Genomic DNA, 17,682 nt, shown 5'->3' with positions numbered 1-17,682 from the left:
TCTTAAATGGACAGGGAAGCCGAAAGGCTTTGAAACAAATCCTATAGGAATCCAGGAGTCATTCCAGGTATCCGGATCCAACTGGAAATTCTCTTGGATTGAGCTCTTACTACTAATATACGAGGAGCAATAGATAATGAAAAATTTGAAAGTCGCTTTATTGCAGCTCCTGCCTGAAGACACTATGGATGGCAATCTGCGTAAGGGATTAGCATATTGCAGAAAAGCAAAGAAAATGGGCGCGGATATTGCGCTGTTCCCTGAAATGTGGAGCGTTGGCTACAACATACCGGAAGATATAGATGAATTAAAGGCAACCGCAGTATCGGCCACTGGTGAATTTACGGGTTCATTCGGAAAGCTTGCGAGGGATCTTAATATGGCAATTGGCATAACCTTTCTCGAAAAGTACGAGCCTTTGCCAAGGAACACGATCTGCCTGTTTGATCGTTCAGGGAACAGGGTACTCACCTATGCGAAGGTACACACCTGTGATTTTGGTGCCGAATGCAGATTGACAGCCGGCGATGATTTTTACGTCGTCGATTTAGACACCGGGCAGGGTAATGTAAAGATTGGTGCGATGATCTGCTATGACCGCGAATTTCCGGAAAGCGCGCGAATTTTGATGCTGAAGGGTGCCGAGATTATTCTGGTGCCGAATGCCTGTCCGATGGAGATTAACCGTATCTCGCAGCTGCGGGCGCGAGCTTTTGAAAATATGGTGGGTATTGCAACGGTTAACTATCCGATGGGTCAGCCCGACTGTAACGGCCATTCCACTGCGTTTGACGGGATGGCATACAGGCCTTCCGAACCCGTTTCCAGAGATACGCTGATTATTGAAGCCGGGGAACGAGAGGGAATCTACATTGCCGATTTTCCTGTCGATGAAATCAGGAAGTACAGAAGTCTTGAAACGCAGGGAAACGCCTACCGCCATCCGCAGAAGTACAGGCTGCTCACTTCCGAATGTATAAAAGAGCCTTTTATAAGGAAGGATTACAGGAAATAGGTGAATGAGGGATATTTCATAGTGACATCATTTTGGAAAAATAGATCAGATACGAAAAGCAGATGGCATTTTCCTCTATAACATCGAACATGACACCAGTCGTGAATCCAAACTGGTTCTACTGGCCTGTGGACGATGACTTTCTGAAGAGCGGGTTACCCACTTCCCTGTAAAGAATGCCATGAAGCAGAACCACCCTAACGCCCATAAAATAACGGGAGTCGTCTGCGGTGTTCGCGGAGAGAAAATTAAAGATGAAGAAAATCCACAGTCAATCGTCTGTGGACGAAAATATCTTCACAGATCAGATAATTTTTGTCTGCGTTATCGGTATTGTCATTGAAGGAGTTTCCCCTCAGGTTGGGCCAGACAGCTCGCGCTAATGGAAGTTTACTTTATTGCTTTGTGTTTTGTCTGAACTGCTTGACTTTTTACGTTCCGTTCATGTTTTCTGCCTCTTTTTCGAACCACTATAAATTGAGTGAATTTACTTCTCATTACCTTATCAGTATGGTCTATCAAATTATGATCCATTTCATTCTGTCGCTCGATTTTTTCTCCATTTCTCATCAATTTTTATCGGTCAGGTGTGAATGGCTTTATTCATTTAGAAAGTTTACCGTTCACGGGCGGCGCATCTTTTAACAGATCTGCGGTTTTCTTCCGGCAGGACAAGCATTCCCTGTTATTTGCCCGGAAGAGACCGGATACCAGGATGCGCCATGCAACTAAATAATACTATAGATAAAGGAGTTTGACAGACATCATGAATACAGGCAGCCACAATCAGGCTGATGCAAATAGCAATTTTTTCGGTCACCCTAAAGGCTTATTTACCTTGTTCTTCACAGAACTATGGGAACGATTTTCTTATTATGGGATGCGGGCTATACTTCTCTATTACATGTATGACCAGATCAGTAACGGCGGGTTAGGGCTGTCATTGGGGCTGGCAGCTTCGATAATGAGTATCTACGGAGCGCTCGTATACATGTCGGGAATTGCCGGCGGCTGGATTGCCGACCGGGTACTCGGCATGAGACGTACGGTGTTTTACGGGGGCATCCTTATTATGTTCGGGCATATCGCCTTGTCGATTCCGGCAGGTGTTCCCGCCCTGTTCGTCTCGATGGCGCTGATTATTGCCGGGACAGGCCTGCTGAAACCAACCATTGCAACTTCGGTTGGTAAATTGTATGAGGCAGATGACACTCGCAGAGATGCAGGATTCAGCATTTATTATACCGGGATTAATATCGGTGCATTTCTTGCGCCCTATATTGCCGGAACACTTGGGCAGAATTACAATTACCATCTGGGCTTCAGCTGTGCGGCATTCGGTATGGCGCTGGGGCTGATCGTTTACGGGATTAACAGCAAGAGAAATCCGAAGCTGGCCAACAGTACACCGATTAACCCGCTGAACGCCCACGAGAAAAAAAGTATGTCTCTCGGGATAGCTGCTGCGGTTCTGGTGATAGTGGTTCTGATTCTGCTTGGATCAGCCGGCAAGGTGAGCGCTACTGGATTCGTCTGGGGCATTACGTTTCTTGCTATTCTTCTTCCGATCGGATACTTCTACAAAATGCTTCACAGCGAGAAGACCATGCCGGAAGAAAAACCACGTCTGTATGCGTATATCCCCCTGTTTCTCTCATCGATTTTCTTCTGGATGATTCAAGAGCAGGGTGCGGTCATCCTGTCCGCGTTTGCAAATGAAAGAACGGATCTTTCGCTGGGCAATTTCACCATTCCTTCATCGTGGTTCCAGTCCTTAAATCCAGTGTTTATTATTATTTTCGCCCCCATTTTTTCTTATATCTGGTTCAGACTCGGAAAGAGACAGCCAAACACACCCAAAAAATTTGCTTTCGGTCTGTTTTTTGCCAGTCTTTCGTTTCTAATTATGGCATTACCCGGATTTCTCTATGGCACGGATGTTAAAGTCAGTGCGCTGTGGCTGGTTGCCAGCTTCCTGCTCGTGGTTTTCGGAGAACTGTGCCTGTCTCCAATTGGCTTGTCGGCCACGACGAAACTGGCACCGAAGGCATTCGCTGCTCAGACGATGAGCCTGTGGCTGCTGTCTGATGCAACCGCTCAGGCCATCAATGCAATTGTTGTTCCGCTTTATAATAGCCAGACTGAAGTCCTGTATTTCCTGGTTATAGGCGGCATTGTACTCATTCTTAGCGGCGTGCTGTATCTTGTTTCTCCCTGGATCCACGGATTTATGAAAGACGTAGATTAATTAGACAGGCGGTATTGTTCGCTCGCTGATTGCCCATGTCTCTCTTAAATCCTAAAACCTTTATCGTGAATTGCCCAACGGCGTTCGCCAGGGAATGGTTACATGAGAACTACACCGACGGGACGACGATCGGCACGACGGCAGCAATCGTACCGCTGGTGATTGGAATCTCCCCATTTTATGCGAGGCAGATTCAAAACGCATTGGTCGAGGTAGACTCGGGAATCATTGAGGCCGCAGAATCAATGGGTTCCGGTCCATTGGAAATTATTTTTCGAGTCTATTTAAGGGAAGGACTGGCTGATATTATCCGAGTGTCTGTATTGACGATGATCAGCCTGATCGGCTTAACGGCAATGGCTGGTGCCGTTGGAGGCGGTGGTCTCGGTAACCTCGCCGTCAGTGTCGGCTACCAGCGTTTCCAAAACGATGTGACATTTGTGGCGATGATCATCATCCTTCTCCTGGTTTTCGTTATTCAGTTCATCGGTGATATCATTGCCCGTAAGGTGAGTCACCACGCATGAAGTTACCTTGTGAAATTTTTTGCAGAAAGCTCCTTACCAGCAGGTTTGATCTTGAAAAAGCCTGCAGGCCGGAGTTTTTTTTACACTTATGGCTTTGTAAGTCAACCAAGGCTATTTGTAAATACAGTCGTTTTGCTTAAGCGGAAATTTTTCGCTTAAATGCGGGATAAAACGGGATTCGGAGTAGCATAAGCGGAAGTTTTCCGCTTATTCAATGAAACCTCCCCCTTTTCATGTCTTCTGAGTCAATAGGCGGAATTTATCTGCCTATTGAGGCTCGCTGCTGTCCTTTTTACCAAGTTAAGCGGAATTTCTCCGTCTAATTTACAGGGCCTCCTGGCAGCGATGCCGGGCCCCTTTTTCTGCGCAACGTCCGGGATCGCCAGGGCATAAACACAAAGCGGGAAGTGGGCAACAGTGTCCGGGAAAACCTTCATGCGCCGAGCACCAAAGTGGCTCAGGAACTGCTAAACGCTTTCCTGGTAACCTGCGAGAAGAAACGGCCAGCAATCACGCAGCTGGTGGAGAACACCTGCCCCAATGTGACCGCCGGTACACTCTCCAAAAAAGTGGGGAAGGATAACACTAAAAAAGAAAGCGACCCGCACCGGGTCGCTTTCTTATATCGCAAGTGTCAGGCCGGCAGCGTTTTGCCGGGGCACACAATTCAAAATCAGGAAGGCCAGTTCAAACGTTTTTCGTTGATTTAGGATTCGTGCAAAATTCTTTTCATTTTCTCGTATTCCTCTTCGGTAATTTCACCGCGGGCAAACCGTTCCCTTAAAATCGATTCGGCATGATCGCTGTTGCCTGAATGATGGTGATTCACTTTTTTAACCAGGACAACTGCCAGATAAATCAGGGCGATAAAGAGCGCGAGTTGTAAAAGCCATCCGATAAAGCCCATTCCAATGCCGAATCCATTCATCATTCCATTGTTCCATCCCATCATGTCTATCATACCCTTCTTCTATTTACTATCATCTGTATAGTTGACTTCTGTTATCATACCGGCCGCTGCATGATGAAGATCGTGGCAGTGAAACAGCCAGTTTCCGGGATTATTGGCCAGGAAGGCGACTTCATCGGTTTCTCCCGGCTTCATATTTAAAGTATCTTTATAAACAGGTGAACCGGTTATCGGCTTGCCATTTTTACTGAGGATCTGAAAAGAATGACCATGCAGGTGCATCGGATGATTATTCATATGATCATGATTGACCAGTTTAACCTTTACACGGTCCCCCTTTTTGACTTTGATTGGATCGAAATTCGGAAAAGTCTTCCCGTTAATAGTATAGATCATCCCGTTGTTGTCCATGCCAGCGTTCAAATCCATCGTGTAGTTCACATCATATTTCTGGTTCAGAGTGAACGTCGGTTTTGTGCTTGCTCCGTATTGGTCGAGGCTGATTGCCGGCAAAGACAAGTCGGCATCAGAACGATCGGTTGTTGCCTTGCTTCCCTCATAGTCAATAACGGCTTTCATTCCGTCCGTACCCTTGGCGGTTCCATGATCTTCAATGTACCATTTTCCCGGATTGTTGGCAATAAAGGAAACATCATAGCGCTCACCAGGGGCTATGGGAATGACCTGATCCTTAACGGTCTGAGGCTTGTTAATCGGCTGCCCGTCGGTTGCGATAACCCTGATGCGATGGCCATGGATATGAATACTGTGCGGGAGATAGCCGGCATTAATGAAACGAAGCCGGACATGATCGCCCTTTTTAACGTCCAGTGGTTTCACTGAGTTGCCGCTCCTTCCGTTGATCGTATACAGGTCATACATGCTCATGTTATCTTTCATCATATTTCCGGACATGCCCATGCTGCCCATATCCATGTCGCCATTATCTCCCATGTTCATCCCGGGCATATGATTCATTCCTCCAGAGTCATTACTGCCTTTTTGGCCGCTTCCCTGAGTCATAGACTTAATCTGGCGGTCGATCTGACTTTTATCGGTCACCCATTCATCCAGCATCAGCGTGTACTCCCTGTCATATTTTTCTTCGGGATCTTCGACAATAAAAGCGCCATATAATCCCCGATCCACCTGATTCACTGAGTCCTGATGTGAATGATACCAGTAGGTTCCCGCTCTGTCAGCGACAAACGAATAGGTAAAGCTCTTTCCGGGTGCAACGGCGTCCTGCGTCACGCCCGGAACGCCGTCCATTTTATTTGGGACCGGATAACCGTGCCAGTGTATGGAAACAGGTGAGGGGAGTTCATTTTTAAGCGTGACACGCACTTTCTGCCCTTTTTTCACGCGAATTTCCGGGCCGGGAGCCGTTCCATTAAATGTCCAGACCGGAACGGTGACGCCGCTCTTTAACTTTTGTGCCCCCTTTTTAGCAACAAGCGTGATATTTGGTCCCTTTAGTATTTGAGGTGATGGTAATGTCGCCGTTTCACCGCCCGCTTCCTGCTGAGCCGTTCCTTCATTGCCGTTTTCTGTATTCGCAGAACACGCCGTGAAGATCAATAAGGCGAACCCGATGACGGCGGCGAAAAGCAATTTTTTCATGAATCGACGTCCTTTCTCTGGTTTCCCTCAGTGTAGCGTATAAATGTGGGGAAACTGTGAAGATTGAAAAATGGCGGAAGAAAAAAGACAGGATTTTTTTCTATCCTGACAAAATCTACACATTTGTTTATTAGAATAAGGGAGAATCTAAGAAAGTTGTGCAAATAGAGACAGGCATGTATCGGATACTTTGACATATATACCCTATGGGGGTATCATGAACATGAAGTACGGTAATTCTTTAATGGATACAAAACGATTCCGGATGTTTATGATATTTTTTCTGAAGTCATCATACAGGGAGATGAGAGGGATGAGTTCAAAGGCGATACAAATCGGGATTACAGGAATGACCTGCGCCTCCTGTTCTGCAAGAATTGAAAAATCGCTTAACAGGATGGACGGTGTTCAGGCGAATGTTAATCTTGCACTGGAAAAGGCAAAAGTAACTCTTGATGAAGAAAAGACAAAGCCGGCGGATATTGTCCAAAAAATAGAAAAGTTAGGTTATGGCGTACGAACGAAGAGGCTCGATGCCGATATTATGGGAATGACCTGTGCCTCCTGTGCCGCGCGTATCGAAAAGGGACTGAATCGGATGGCCGGCGTTGTATCCGCTCAGGTCAATCTGGCGACAGAGTCCGGGACGGTAATTTTTCAACCCGGGATTGTTGATCCTGATGCGATCTATAACCGCGTGAAAAAACTTGGTTACCAGGCTGTTCCCAAAAAAGAAAAGACAGAGGACACCAAAGAGCGGGAGCTGAGAAAAAAGTTGCAGAAACTGATCCTGTCTGCTGTTCTCTCACTTCCGCTGCTCTACACCATGCTGGCCCATCTGCCGTTCCAGACAGGGCTTCCCATGCCGGATCTGTTGATGAATCCGTGGTTTCAGCTTGTTGTTGCCGGAATTGTCCAGTTCTATATCGGCGGGCAGTTCTACATCAGCGGGACAAAGGCTTTGATTAATAAAAGCGCCAATATGGATGTACTGGTTGCGCTTGGGACAAGTGCCGCCTGGTTTTACAGTGCATTTGAAACATTCCGCTTCCAGTTCGGCGGGCTTACCAATCCGGATCTTTATTTCGAGACGAGTGCCATTCTGATCACGCTTGTCCTCTTAGGCAAATATTTTGAGAGCCGGGCAAAGCGGAGAACCACTGCGGCGATCACGGAACTGATGGGACTTTCGGCGAAAGAGGCTACGGTCATTGAGAACGGTCAGGAACGAAAAGTGCCGATTGACCAGGTAGCTGTCGGGGACGTGCTTCGTATCAAACCCGGAGAGAAAGTACCGGTAGACGGTATCGTCACTGACGGCGAGTCATCGGTTGACGAGTCGATGATTACCGGCGAATCGATTCCCGTTGAAAAGGGAAGAGATGACAAAGTCATTGGTGCCACGGTGAATGCCAATGGGACACTGACGATGCGGGCCGAAAAAGTAGGTAAGGACACCGCACTGGCCTCGATTGTCAAAATCGTTGAGGAGGCGCAGGGATCCAAGGCACCGATCCAGCGGCTCGCCGACAGCATTTCGGGTATCTTTGTGCCGATCGTCATCGGCATCGCACTGCTGGCTTTCCTTGTCTGGATTCTGTTTGTCACACCAGGTCAGTTCGCTCCGGCACTCGTTGCGGCAATCAGTGTGCTGGTGATCGCCTGCCCATGCGCCCTGGGTCTGGCGACGCCGACGTCTATCATGGTCGGAACCGGCAAAGGAGCTGAGCATGGCATTCTCTTTAAGGGGGGTGAGTATCTCGAAACGACGCACAATCTGCAGGCGATACTGCTTGATAAGACCGGGACGATTACAAAAGGAAAACCGGAAGTGACAGATGTTATCCCGTTGAACGGTTCTGATCAAAATGAACTGGTGTCGCTTGCTGCTTCAGCTGAATCAGCAAGTGAACATCCCCTGGCACAGGCGATTGTCGCCTTCGGTAAACAAAGTCACCCGGCGCTTTCATCCCCCGACAAGTTTAAAGCAGTGGCTGGTTACGGTATTAAAGCCGTTGTCTCCGGAAAAGAGGTCGCGATCGGCACGCGGCGGTTGATGAAAGAGGAAGGCATTGCCTATGCGGATAGCGAGCAGCAAATGAAGCAGCTTGAATCAGAAGGGAAGACGGCGATGTTTGTCGCAAGTGACGGCAGGCTTCAGGGGATCGTCGCGGTTGCCGACGCCATTAAATCGTCTTCAAAGCAGGCCATTGAAAAATTGAAAGCCCATGGCCTTGCCGTCTATATGATTACGGGTGACAACGAGCGAACGGCGCAGGCTATTGCCAGGCAGGCGGGTATTGACCATGTGTTTTCCGAAGTTCTTCCTGAAGAAAAAGCAGCGAAAGTAAAGGTTCTTCAGAACAAAGGGTTGAAAGTGGCCATGGTCGGCGACGGCATCAATGATGCACCGGCGCTTGCTACGGCGGATATCGGCATGGCAATCGGTACCGGCACGGATGTTGCCATTGAGGCAGCCGACATCACCTTGGTCGGCGGCGATCTGCTTCATATTCCAAAAGCCATTGATTTGAGCCGGAAAACGATGCGAAACATTCGTCAGAACCTGTTCTGGGCACTGTTCTATAATTCGGTCGGCATTCCTGTAGCTGCATTCGGACTCCTTGCACCATGGGTTGCCGGTGCAGCCATGGCCTTTAGTTCTGTTTCTGTTGTTGCAAACAGTTTGCGCCTGAAACGTGTGAAAATCTGATGCCGGAAAATAATCAGTAAAGGAGTTTGAGTCAAATGGCAAAAACAACATTGAATGTCAAAGGTATGATGGGTGACCACTGCAAACGCCTGGTGACGAAGACACTGAAAGACCTGAATGGCGTTTCAACTGCTGAAGTAGATTTGTCTTCAGGTCAGGCGGCCGTTGAGTATGACGACACGAAAGTCCGGTTTAACGACATGAAGGAAGCTGTCGAAAAGCAGGGCTACGATGTAGTCGGTCATAATTAATCAGGAAAGGTGCCTCGCCGCATGGTGAAGGCACCTTTTCACACTTTAAGAGAGAAATTGAGCGGGAACCGGTTGCGATTGATAGTGAGGAACGTGACTCAGCTGGGATGAGGCGTTAGAAGAAAACGGAAACCAGGTTTATGACAGGCATGAGATGAACCTGTTTTTCGAGAAAAAACATGGGTTATATGATAAGAAAAGGTGATGATCATGAAAAAGCTGAAAATCCTGGTCATTGATGACGAATGGAAGATGCGCAATCTGCTGCGCATCTATTTATCAAAAGCTGGATTTGATCCTGTTGAAGCCGCTGATGGTTGTGAAGCCCTTGTGAAAATGAAAAATCAATCTTTTGACCTGGTGATCCTTGACATCATGATGCCCCATATGGATGGCTGGGAAGTCTGTCGATCGATTCGGGAAATCCGGACGGTCCCCATTTTGATGCTGACTGCACTGGATGAGACAAAAGATAAGGTTCAGGGCCTTGAACTCGGGGCGGATGATTATCTGACCAAACCGTTTGATCCGGAAGAATTGATCGCCCGTGTCCATGCGCTTATTCGCCGTGCTTCTTTCGTTTCACCCCAACAATCGGAAGATCATCTGCTCCACTTTCCCGGGCTGACGCTTGACAGGGACGGACGGCGGATTTTTGTTCATGACCAGCCGCTTGATTTGACGCCTAAAGAATTCGACCTGTTGATGACACTGGCGGAAAATAAAGGGCGCGTCCTGTCCCGCGAGCAGTTAATCGAAAAAATATGGGGCTATGATTTTGAAGGAGATGCCCGAGTAGTCGATATACACGTCAAAAATATCAGAGAGAAGTTAAAAAGATCAGGCCTGGCCTATCATCCGATCCAGACAAGCTGGGGCGTCGGCTATAAATTTGAGACAGAGGCCGGACAATCATGAAAATCAATCGGATCGCTCTTGAACTGGGTGCGGCAGTGATGGCGTTGATGATTGTGATTCTGGTATTTTCAGGTTTTGCCGTTGATCGATTATTTATGAATTTTTACGATACGCAGATGAAAGAAGATACGCAGCAAATCGCCGCTCATTTTACTACGATGGCTGAGTCCGGTGAAGCCACCACTCAATCGATGATTCGTACCTTTGCCGAGTTTTCGGATGTAGAAGTTTTATGGGTAAACGACCGGGGAAAAATCGTGACATTTCCTGGTGAAGAAGAAAATCTGTCTTTAATCAAAGCGCAGGATACCCGCCGCCTGCTGGAGGGCCACGCTGAGTCTTTTTTGAGAAGCGATGCCCGTGGAAAGTTTTATATTGTTGGCAGGCCCGTTCAAAAGGGAGGGGCAACACATTCGGCCATCTATGTGATGGCTTCAACGAAAAACATGGAAGCGTCTCTGCAGCAACTGCGAAATCTGCTGCTGCTTTCCGGATTAGGGGCCTTTCTCCTTGCCCTTGGTCTGATTGTGATCATGAGCAAATTATTTTCCCGCCCGCTGCTGAAAATGCAGCAAATGACTGATAAAATGGCAAAGGGAAACTGGGATACCCGCCTTCAGGTGAAGGGCCGGGACGAAATCGGCAAGCTCGGACGTTCCATTAATGATCTGGCGGCGAGTCTGCAAAGATATCGGGACTCGCGGCGCGCTTTTTTCTCAAATATTTCCCATGAACTTCGCACGCCGGTGACTTATCTGCAAGGCTATGCCAAAGTGCTGAACGATGGCCTGGTGGATTCTGAAAGGGAGAAAAAGCAGTATCTTTCGATCATTTATCAGGAATCCGTCCGGCTGGAACATTTAATCCATGATCTGTTTGACCTTGCAAAGATGGAAGAGGGACGGATCACGCTCTCCCTGGAACCGCTCGATCTCAAAGAAATGGCGAAAACAGCTATGCAGAAGGTCCGACTCAAGGCAGAAAAAAAGCAATTAAGTCTGCAATTGGAGCTGCAAGATCATGTGCCGCCTGTTTATGGGGATCGTCAGCGCATGGAACAGGTGCTGCTGAACCTGCTTGAAAATGCGATCCGTTATACGGAAAGGGGACATGTTTCTGTTCAGCTGACTGATGAGAAGGAAGCGACCGTTTTATCTGTATCGGACACCGGAATCGGGATCCCTGAGCATGAGCTGCCGTATCTTTTTGACCGCTTTTATCGTGTGGAGAAGTCAAGAGCACGGAAATATGGCGGGACTGGTCTCGGCCTGTCCATTGTCAAGAAGTATGTTGAGATGCAGGGCGGCACAGTCGATGTGAAGAGTCAAAAAGGAACAGGGACAACTTTTATTCTGCGTTTTCCTCATAAAAAGTAGTGGAGAAAGGACGACGTTCAGCCATGAAAAAAATCGATTGGTTTCTTTCCCTTTTTTTAATTATTATGGGGCTGACCTGCCTGTTCTTCTCCGCTAATGCCTTTGGCCACGAAAGTTTACTCGCTTTCGGAAGGACTTTTGTCAGAGCCTGCATGTGGGTCGCCTGTCCGGTGGTCGTCATCGGCGGCCTCTATTTATGGTTTCATTACCGAAATAAACGGTAGTCCCTCCAAATTTTCTTTTTCGTATAAAGACTTGTTTTCCACACAGATTCCACACAATTCCTGCCTATAATTCAGTATAAAGAACGAGAGGAGGAAGAAATCGATGGATTGGTCATGGCTACTCTTACTTGCCTGCCCCCTGATGATGCTTCCCATGATGTTTATGATGAAGGGGGATCATTCAGACGCAGATCATTCGAAACACCAGAAAAATTCGTCTGAATTAAACGAACTGAAGGAACAGAATCACCTTTTACGCGAGCAACTGCAGCAACTCAAAAACAAAAATGAATAACCAGGAGACATGTTTTATGTCATGTTGCGGAGATCACAATCATCAAGACCATCAATCTGAGCACCATCAGCACACTCAGCAGCACACGCCTACTCATGAGGCGCAGAAGAAATCGGATCTGTTAAAAGGACACAATGATCATCATCAGGGGAAGCGCCAATCGTAAAACAGTAATAAAGGAATAGAATTCAGGAGGGATTTCGATGAATTGTTGCGGAAATCATGATCATCAGAGCCATGAAAATCACAACCAGGGAAATAACAATCTGGATCATCATGGAACGCATAATCACAACCATAGCTTGATGATGGCGATCTGCTTCATCATTCCCATCGCCGTGGTTGTCGGTTTATTCTTAACAGGCGGCGTTGCAGGATCCGCAAATCTGCTTATTCTCGCTGCAGTCCTCATTTGCCCATTGATGCATCTGTTCATGATGCCGGGAATAATGAAAAAAGATAAAGAGCACCATCATTAAATGTAAATTAGAAATGAAAAAGATAATTTCAACGGCAGGGGCGAAAAATCGATTCGGTTTTTTCGCCCCTGTTTAATAGTCATTGTAGATATTAAAGGCGGATGAAAAGATGACAAAACTTAAGGAGCAACAACAAATGTAACTCGAGATTATAAAATTCATGACATTCATCATATTAAAAGAGACGAATGGGCATCAATCGATCAGCACCTTATTATTTAGTAGTTGTAAACAGATTCTACATGCTTTCTACTCAAATTCTACATGATTTTCCTATACCATCTATAAGTGAGGGGAACCTATTCAATAAGGTACATGGCAGGCAGTCGACAACCATTTAACAAACATGAGCGATGGTTTGGATCATCCATTTAAAGAAGAACAAATTAACCATGTTTTTTTAAAATTTCAAAGGAGGGGTGAAAAGTGAGAGAAGAAGACACGATGATGGAAGGTCATACACATTCAGAACAAAGGAGCGACCAGAAAAGTTCCGGTGAAGAACAGGAATATCGTTCTTTGATGAGAAAATGGTGGCGGGCAGCCATCGTATCCGTTCCTGTTATCTTAGTCTCTTATCCAAATTTATTTGGGCTGGGAGACCTGTTGCCAATGGGCAGTGAACAACTCTGGTGGACGCGGTTGGTCATGGGTTTGTTAGCTCTGTATGTTGTCATTCGAAGTGGCGGACAATTTTTTATCGGAGCATGGGAGAGCATAAAACAACGCTCCGCAAATATGAATACGTTGATCGCAACCGGTGTATCGGCAGCGTGGCTCTATTCAATGATTGCCCTGTTTTGGCCGCAAATTTTCCCCCGCCCGGAAATGGCCGATGTATATTACGATGTGACTACGGTTGTTACGGCACTGGTTGTGCTTGGATCGGCGTTAGAAGTCAAAGCGCGAGGGCGTTCGTCTGAGGCAATCAATAAGTTGATCGCTCTGCAGCCGCAGACAGCGAATGTTGTTCGGAACGGGAAGGAAGTCAAGATACCGCTTGAAGAAATAAAAATCGGCGATCAGATCATCGTCCGGCCGGGTGAAAAGGTTGCTATTGATGGGATCATTCTTTCCGGAGGGTCGGCGATTGATGAATCCATGCTGACCGGGGAATCCATCCCGGTTGAAAAGAAAAAGGGCGATGAAGTGTTCGGAGGAACACTGAATAAAACGGGAAGCTTCACACTTCTCGTGACCAAGGAACAAAAAGATTCGGCTCTGGCCAACATCGTCGAGATGGTTAAGCAAGCTCAGGGCTCCCGGATACCGGTTCAAAAAGTAGTCGATAAGGTCTCGTCTATCTTTACACCAGGGGTGATTATCGCAGCCATACTTGGTTATCTCGTCTGGTTTAATTTTGGGCCGCAGCCCGGATGGGTTTACGCCCTGGTCGTTGCCGTGACGACATTGATTATTGCCTGCCCATGTGCCTTGGGGATGGCCACTCCAATGTCACTCACGACAGGCATTGGGAAGGGAGCAGAAAATGGGATTTTAATTCGTTCAGGAGAAGCACTTCAGATTGCCCAAAAACTGGAAACCATTGTTATGGATAAAACCGGTACCATTACGGAGGGTAGGCCTTCCCTGACAGATATCATTCCATTAGGAAGTTTCTCTAAAGAAGAAGTTCTTTTGATTACCGCATCGATTGAACAAGGTTCAGAGCATCCACTGGCATCCGCTATAGTGGAAAAGGCAAGAGAAGAAGGGCTGACAGTTGTTCAAAGTACAGACTTCAATGCGATCCCGGGACATGGAGTCGAAGGAATTGTGGACAGGAAGAAAATCTATTTTGGCAACTTAAAATTGATGAAAGAAAAAAATATTCCGCTGGACGGTTTTCAACGTTATGCCTCATCTATTGCCGATCAAGGAAAAACGCCGATGTTTCTGGCAATTGATGGAGAACCTGGGGGAATTGTCGCAGTTGCAGACACGGTAAAGAGTGATTCGATATCCGTTATTCGTGAATTGAAAGCGATGGGCCTTGAAATCGTAATGATTACCGGGGACAATGAGCGGACGGCTCATGCGATTGCCAGACAGGTCGGTATTGGTCGAGTACTGGCAGAGGTGCTTCCGCAGGATAAAGCTGAGAATGTCCGAAATCTCCAGAAAGAGGACAAAAAGGTGGCCATGGTTGGTGATGGCATTAATGATGCACCTGCGCTTACTCAGGCGGATGTCGGTATTGCAATCGGAACCGGTACAGATGTCGCAATCGAAGCCAGCGATATTACTCTAATTTCGGGCAGTCTGAAAGGGGTCGTCAGTGCAATCAAAGTGAGCCGCGCAACGATGAGAAACATTTACGAAGGCTTATTTGGTGCCTTTATATACAACGCAATCGGCATTCCCGTTGCTTTAGGCGTCCTCTATCCCTTCACCGGAATCTTATTATCGCCGCTTTTCGCTGCGGCCGCGATGGCTTTCAGTTCTTTAACCGTTGTCCTTAATGCTAATCGTTTAAAGGGATTAAAATTAAAATTCAGTTAAAAAAAGAGGGTGATTGGATTGGATTGGATTGTTACGATCGGAGGATTGTTATTAGTGGGTGTCATAGCCTGGTTTTTCTGGGGACCGAAAAAAGGTGGGAGTCAGGCGGAAATCAATGCATCCGGATACCAGGAAGCAAAGATTCTTGTCAAGAATGGTTACAATCCTTCCCGAATTTTTGTACAGAGCGGGAAGCCAGTTCGATTTGAATTTACTCGAGTTGAGACCGGCGCATGCGACGGCATGGTGGTCTTTCCCGATTTTGAGAAAAGCGCAACGCTTCCTGCCGGCGAGAAAGTGATCGTCGATCTTCCTCCTATGAAAACAGGTGCCTATGATTTTAATTGCCAAATGGGCATGTTCAAGGGAAAGATTATTGTTAAAAACTGAAACAAATAAAAACAGCTGAGAGGGGAGATTTAGTCTTGCCGGAGAATGAATACGCATATGGTCTATGGGGCGCTGTTCTGTTTAACATCATTTTCTTTGGACTATTTGCACTGTCTGTTTTTAAGCCGACAACGAAGCGGGACTGGCGAACCTTAGGGGCATTTACAGGATTTATAGTCGCGTTGTTCAGCGAGATGTTCGGTTTTCCTTTGACCATTTATATTCTGACATCGATTTTAGGTAAAAATTATCCGGTCCTTGATCCCTTCAATCATATAAATGGCCATCTCTGGGTGGCGCTAACGGGAGGATCTCCGGTATTGTTTGAAATTCTGCATCCATTAAGCAATGTGTTTATTTTTGGTGGGTTAATTATAATTTGGATTGGTTGGAGAAAAATACATTCTGGCCATGGAAAATTAGTCCAGGATGGAATTTATCGATTTGTCCGTCACCCTCAATACACTGGTTTTGGGCTCAGTATCCTTGGCTTCCTGATACAGTGGCCCACATTGATTACGCTGATCATGGCACCCACATTATTAATTATGTACAGAAGACTGGCCAAAAAAGAAGAACAAAACATGATACAGGAGTTTGGCAAAGAGTATATCGATTATATGAAGAGAGTGCCCAGATTTATTCCACGGATTCATTTGATTAATTCTACAAAAAAAGAACAAACGTAAAAAAGTTGACTATGGTTTATTAATCGTCATCTTTTCTAATTTACTCATAGATAGAGTCGAATCATTAACGCTACTAAATGACATCTGCCGATAGAGAAAACATGAACGGGGTATTATTTCCTTTACCGTTTCTACATCATTTCCACAAATGTTTACTATAAGATTCAAATTAGAGAAATGAGATTCATGGAAAGGATGACGATACGTGTGGTTTCCAGGACCTGTTTTATTTAGGGTTGGCCCAATAGCGATCAATACTTTGGGAGTATCAGTTGCACTTTCAACACTGCTTGGTTTATGGATTGTGAATCGTGAGGCCAGAAAGCAGAATATTAATGCCGATTATATGGTTGAATTTGCTCTTTACTGTGTACTGGGTGGAGTCATAGGGGCGAGATTATGGTATGTACTTTTTAAATGGCCTTATTATGCGGCTCACCCAGGAGAAATACTTATGGTTTGGATGGGTGGACTGGCCTTGCAGGGGGGGATTCTTGGTGGAATTTTAATTGGCATCTGGCTTGCTAAAAAACATAAGTTGCCGGTTTGGCAAGTAGCGGATATCGTCACTCCGGCGTTAATACTCGGAATGTCTATCGGCCGCTTATCCGATTTTTTCGCAGGTGATGCCTACGGTATTCCAAGTGATTCGTTTCTGGCTGTTACATATCCTCCGGGAACGTTTGTCTACCACGCCTTTGGCAGCACGCCGGTATTGCCGACCCCCTTATTCGAAGCGATTGGCGATCTTGTGATTTTGGGTATCCTGTTTTTGATTAAACACAGAAAACCATTTCAAGGATTCTTGTTCCTTCTGATGCTGGAATTATACTCAATTTTGAGATTTTCTTTGGAGTTCTGGAGAGGTGACAGCCTCAGAACCGTATTTAATTTGAAAACAGCTCAAGTGACTGCCCTGCTTACAATTATAATCGCTATTGGTTTTATGATCCGACGCTACAGGCAAACGAAAAATTATCAAGGGGAAAAAATTTAAGGAAACAGGGAATATAGAGAGTAGAGAGGAGAAAAGTTATGAGAAAACGAGCGCTTGAATCTGATTCGGATGCAAAGAAATCAGGTCAGAGGAAAACTTGGCTGAAGTCAATAGGATCTGTTCTGTTCGCCATTCTTGCTACCTCCCACCATTGGCTGCATGTACTGTTAATTTCAGTGGGCCTGACATCGATTGGAGCGTTTTTATTTAATATGTCACCTCTTTTGAAGATGATTCTGTTAATTGTTTCTCTGCTTATTTCAGTCCGATTTATTTTCGTTGCAAAACGTAAATGGAGCCATGAACGATCCATCGCGTGGGTTTATGCTATCTCATCAATTCTTTCAATTGTGATTGTATTTTCTGCGATCCCCCAAACGATCGCCACATTCGTTCAGCCTTCTCCGGATACACAAGATACACAAAATCAGGATTCCAACAATGACAGTATAAACACTCATGATCACAATCATGGCGTTACGAACAGGTAGTCGTGCAATTATATTAATTATATTCAAAGTGATG

At 46.2% G+C, this 17,682-nt stretch carries 19 protein-coding genes; 17 read left to right on the top strand and 2 right to left on the bottom strand.

The features are described 5' to 3' along the window. Positions 1-136 precede the first annotated feature (136 nt). The 5 genes from EWH91_RS12940 (at position 137) to EWH91_RS12920 (ending at position 4,500) form a co-directional block, all read left to right on the top strand. A complete protein-coding gene (locus EWH91_RS12940) occupies positions 137-1,015 on the top strand; it encodes a carbon-nitrogen hydrolase family protein (RefSeq protein WP_129930487.1) in 879 nt (292 codons plus the stop codon). A gap of 181 nt (positions 1,016-1,196) precedes the next feature. Then, the gene (locus EWH91_RS15040; protein ID WP_129930485.1) at positions 1,197-1,358 is read left to right on the top strand and encodes a hypothetical protein; all 162 of its coding nucleotides are present in this window, start codon (positions 1,197-1,199) and stop codon (positions 1,356-1,358) included. A 423-nt stretch (positions 1,359-1,781) separates the two neighbouring features. Continuing rightward, positions 1,782-3,263: a peptide MFS transporter gene (locus EWH91_RS12930; RefSeq protein WP_129930483.1), complete on the top strand. Its 1,482-nt coding sequence runs from the start codon at positions 1,782-1,784 to the stop codon at positions 3,261-3,263. A gap of 35 nt (positions 3,264-3,298) precedes the next feature. Next, complete coding sequence (locus EWH91_RS12925) at positions 3,299-3,790, top strand: methionine ABC transporter permease (RefSeq protein WP_206184332.1); 492 nt, start codon at positions 3,299-3,301, stop codon at positions 3,788-3,790. A gap of 407 nt (positions 3,791-4,197) precedes the next feature. After that, positions 4,198-4,500, top strand: a complete 303-nt coding sequence (locus EWH91_RS12920; RefSeq protein WP_129930481.1) for a hypothetical protein — start codon at positions 4,198-4,200, stop codon at positions 4,498-4,500. Here EWH91_RS12920 and EWH91_RS12915 read toward each other — a convergent pair. After that, entirely contained in the window at positions 4,497-4,742 is a 246-nt protein-coding gene (locus tag EWH91_RS12915; protein ID WP_129930479.1) for an SHOCT domain-containing protein, read from the bottom strand. The two genes, EWH91_RS12920 and EWH91_RS12915, sit on opposite strands and share 4 nt — an antisense overlap. A gap of 18 nt (positions 4,743-4,760) precedes the next feature. Next, a complete protein-coding gene (locus EWH91_RS12910) occupies positions 4,761-6,323 on the bottom strand; it encodes a multicopper oxidase family protein (protein ID WP_129930477.1) in 1,563 nt (520 codons plus the stop codon). A gap of 313 nt (positions 6,324-6,636) precedes the next feature. On the opposite strand from EWH91_RS12910, the gene EWH91_RS12905 reads away from it, so the two are divergent. The 12 genes from EWH91_RS12905 (at position 6,637) to EWH91_RS12850 (ending at position 17,648) form a co-directional block, all read left to right on the top strand. Then, positions 6,637-9,036: a heavy metal translocating P-type ATPase gene (locus tag EWH91_RS12905; protein ID WP_129930475.1), complete on the top strand. Its 2,400-nt coding sequence runs from the start codon at positions 6,637-6,639 to the stop codon at positions 9,034-9,036. Between the two features lie 35 nt (positions 9,037-9,071). Then, positions 9,072-9,287: a cation transporter gene (locus EWH91_RS12900; protein ID WP_129930474.1), complete on the top strand. Its 216-nt coding sequence runs from the start codon at positions 9,072-9,074 to the stop codon at positions 9,285-9,287. Positions 9,288-9,491: 204 nt separating this feature from the next. After that, on the top strand, positions 9,492-10,205 hold the full coding sequence (locus EWH91_RS12895; protein ID WP_129930472.1) for a response regulator transcription factor: 714 nt from the start codon (positions 9,492-9,494) through the stop codon (positions 10,203-10,205). Continuing rightward, positions 10,202-11,581: a HAMP domain-containing sensor histidine kinase gene (locus EWH91_RS12890; protein ID WP_129930470.1), complete on the top strand. Its 1,380-nt coding sequence runs from the start codon at positions 10,202-10,204 to the stop codon at positions 11,579-11,581. Before EWH91_RS12895 ends, EWH91_RS12890 begins: the two co-directional genes overlap by 4 nt. A 23-nt stretch (positions 11,582-11,604) precedes the next feature. Continuing rightward, entirely contained in the window at positions 11,605-11,805 is a 201-nt protein-coding gene (locus tag EWH91_RS12885; protein WP_129930468.1) for a hypothetical protein, read from the top strand. Between the two features lie 103 nt (positions 11,806-11,908). Then, complete coding sequence (locus EWH91_RS12880; protein ID WP_129930466.1) at positions 11,909-12,100, top strand: DUF2933 domain-containing protein; 192 nt, start codon at positions 11,909-11,911, stop codon at positions 12,098-12,100. A gap of 203 nt (positions 12,101-12,303) precedes the next feature. Continuing rightward, positions 12,304-12,579 (top strand): DUF2933 domain-containing protein, encoded by a 276-nt coding sequence (locus tag EWH91_RS12875; protein WP_129930464.1) that lies wholly within the window; start codon positions 12,304-12,306, stop codon positions 12,577-12,579. 426 nt (positions 12,580-13,005) lie between these two features. Beyond that, positions 13,006-15,081, top strand: coding sequence for a copper-translocating P-type ATPase (locus EWH91_RS12870; protein ID WP_240697368.1), 2,076 nt, complete (start codon positions 13,006-13,008; stop codon positions 15,079-15,081). 18 nt (positions 15,082-15,099) lie between these two features. Next, positions 15,100-15,471, top strand: coding sequence for a cupredoxin domain-containing protein (locus EWH91_RS12865; RefSeq protein ID WP_129930462.1), 372 nt, complete (start codon positions 15,100-15,102; stop codon positions 15,469-15,471). A 35-nt stretch (positions 15,472-15,506) separates the two neighbouring features. Then, positions 15,507-16,160 (top strand): methyltransferase family protein, encoded by a 654-nt coding sequence (locus EWH91_RS12860; RefSeq protein WP_129930460.1) that lies wholly within the window; start codon positions 15,507-15,509, stop codon positions 16,158-16,160. A 205-nt stretch (positions 16,161-16,365) separates the two neighbouring features. Continuing rightward, positions 16,366-17,157, top strand: coding sequence for a prolipoprotein diacylglyceryl transferase (gene lgt / locus EWH91_RS12855; RefSeq protein ID WP_129930458.1), 792 nt, complete (start codon positions 16,366-16,368; stop codon positions 17,155-17,157). Positions 17,158-17,195: 38 nt separating this feature from the next. Beyond that, on the top strand, positions 17,196-17,648 hold the full coding sequence (locus tag EWH91_RS12850; RefSeq protein WP_129930456.1) for a hypothetical protein: 453 nt from the start codon (positions 17,196-17,198) through the stop codon (positions 17,646-17,648). Positions 17,649-17,682 lie beyond the last annotated feature (34 nt).

The sequence above is a fragment of the Sporolactobacillus sp. THM19-2 genome (genome assembly GCF_004153195.1).
Lineage (GTDB): Bacteria > Bacillota > Bacilli > Bacillales > Sporolactobacillaceae > Sporolactobacillus.
Note: the sequence above shows the minus strand (reverse complement) of the source record. Positions and strands in the feature narration are given on the sequence as shown.

Bases quoted from the DNA above. Each gene is read 5' to 3' on its own strand.
- EWH91_RS12940 (WP_129930487.1), top strand. From the start codon at position 137: ATGAAAAATTTGAAAGTCGCTTTATTGCAGCTCCTGCCTGAAGACACT.
- EWH91_RS15040 (WP_129930485.1), top strand. From the start codon at position 1,197: ATGAAGCAGAACCACCCTAACGCCCATAAAATAACGGGAGTCGTCTGC.
- EWH91_RS12930 (WP_129930483.1), top strand. From the start codon at position 1,782: ATGAATACAGGCAGCCACAATCAGGCTGATGCAAATAGCAATTTTTTC.
- EWH91_RS12925 (WP_206184332.1), top strand. From the start codon at position 3,299: ATGTCTCTCTTAAATCCTAAAACCTTTATCGTGAATTGCCCAACGGCG.
- EWH91_RS12915 (WP_129930479.1), bottom strand. From the start codon at position 4,742: ATGATGGGATGGAACAATGGAATGATGAATGGATTCGGCATTGGAATG.
- EWH91_RS12910 (WP_129930477.1), bottom strand. From the start codon at position 6,323: ATGAAAAAATTGCTTTTCGCCGCCGTCATCGGGTTCGCCTTATTGATC.
- EWH91_RS12905 (WP_129930475.1), top strand. From the start codon at position 6,637: ATGAGTTCAAAGGCGATACAAATCGGGATTACAGGAATGACCTGCGCC.
- EWH91_RS12900 (WP_129930474.1), top strand. From the start codon at position 9,072: ATGGCAAAAACAACATTGAATGTCAAAGGTATGATGGGTGACCACTGC.
- EWH91_RS12895 (WP_129930472.1), top strand. From the start codon at position 9,492: ATGATCATGAAAAAGCTGAAAATCCTGGTCATTGATGACGAATGGAAG.
- EWH91_RS12890 (WP_129930470.1), top strand. From the start codon at position 10,202: ATGAAAATCAATCGGATCGCTCTTGAACTGGGTGCGGCAGTGATGGCG.
- EWH91_RS12885 (WP_129930468.1), top strand. From the start codon at position 11,605: ATGAAAAAAATCGATTGGTTTCTTTCCCTTTTTTTAATTATTATGGGG.
- EWH91_RS12880 (WP_129930466.1), top strand. From the start codon at position 11,909: ATGGATTGGTCATGGCTACTCTTACTTGCCTGCCCCCTGATGATGCTT.
- EWH91_RS12875 (WP_129930464.1), top strand. From the start codon at position 12,304: ATGAATTGTTGCGGAAATCATGATCATCAGAGCCATGAAAATCACAAC.
- EWH91_RS12850 (WP_129930456.1), top strand. From the start codon at position 17,196: ATGAGAAAACGAGCGCTTGAATCTGATTCGGATGCAAAGAAATCAGGT.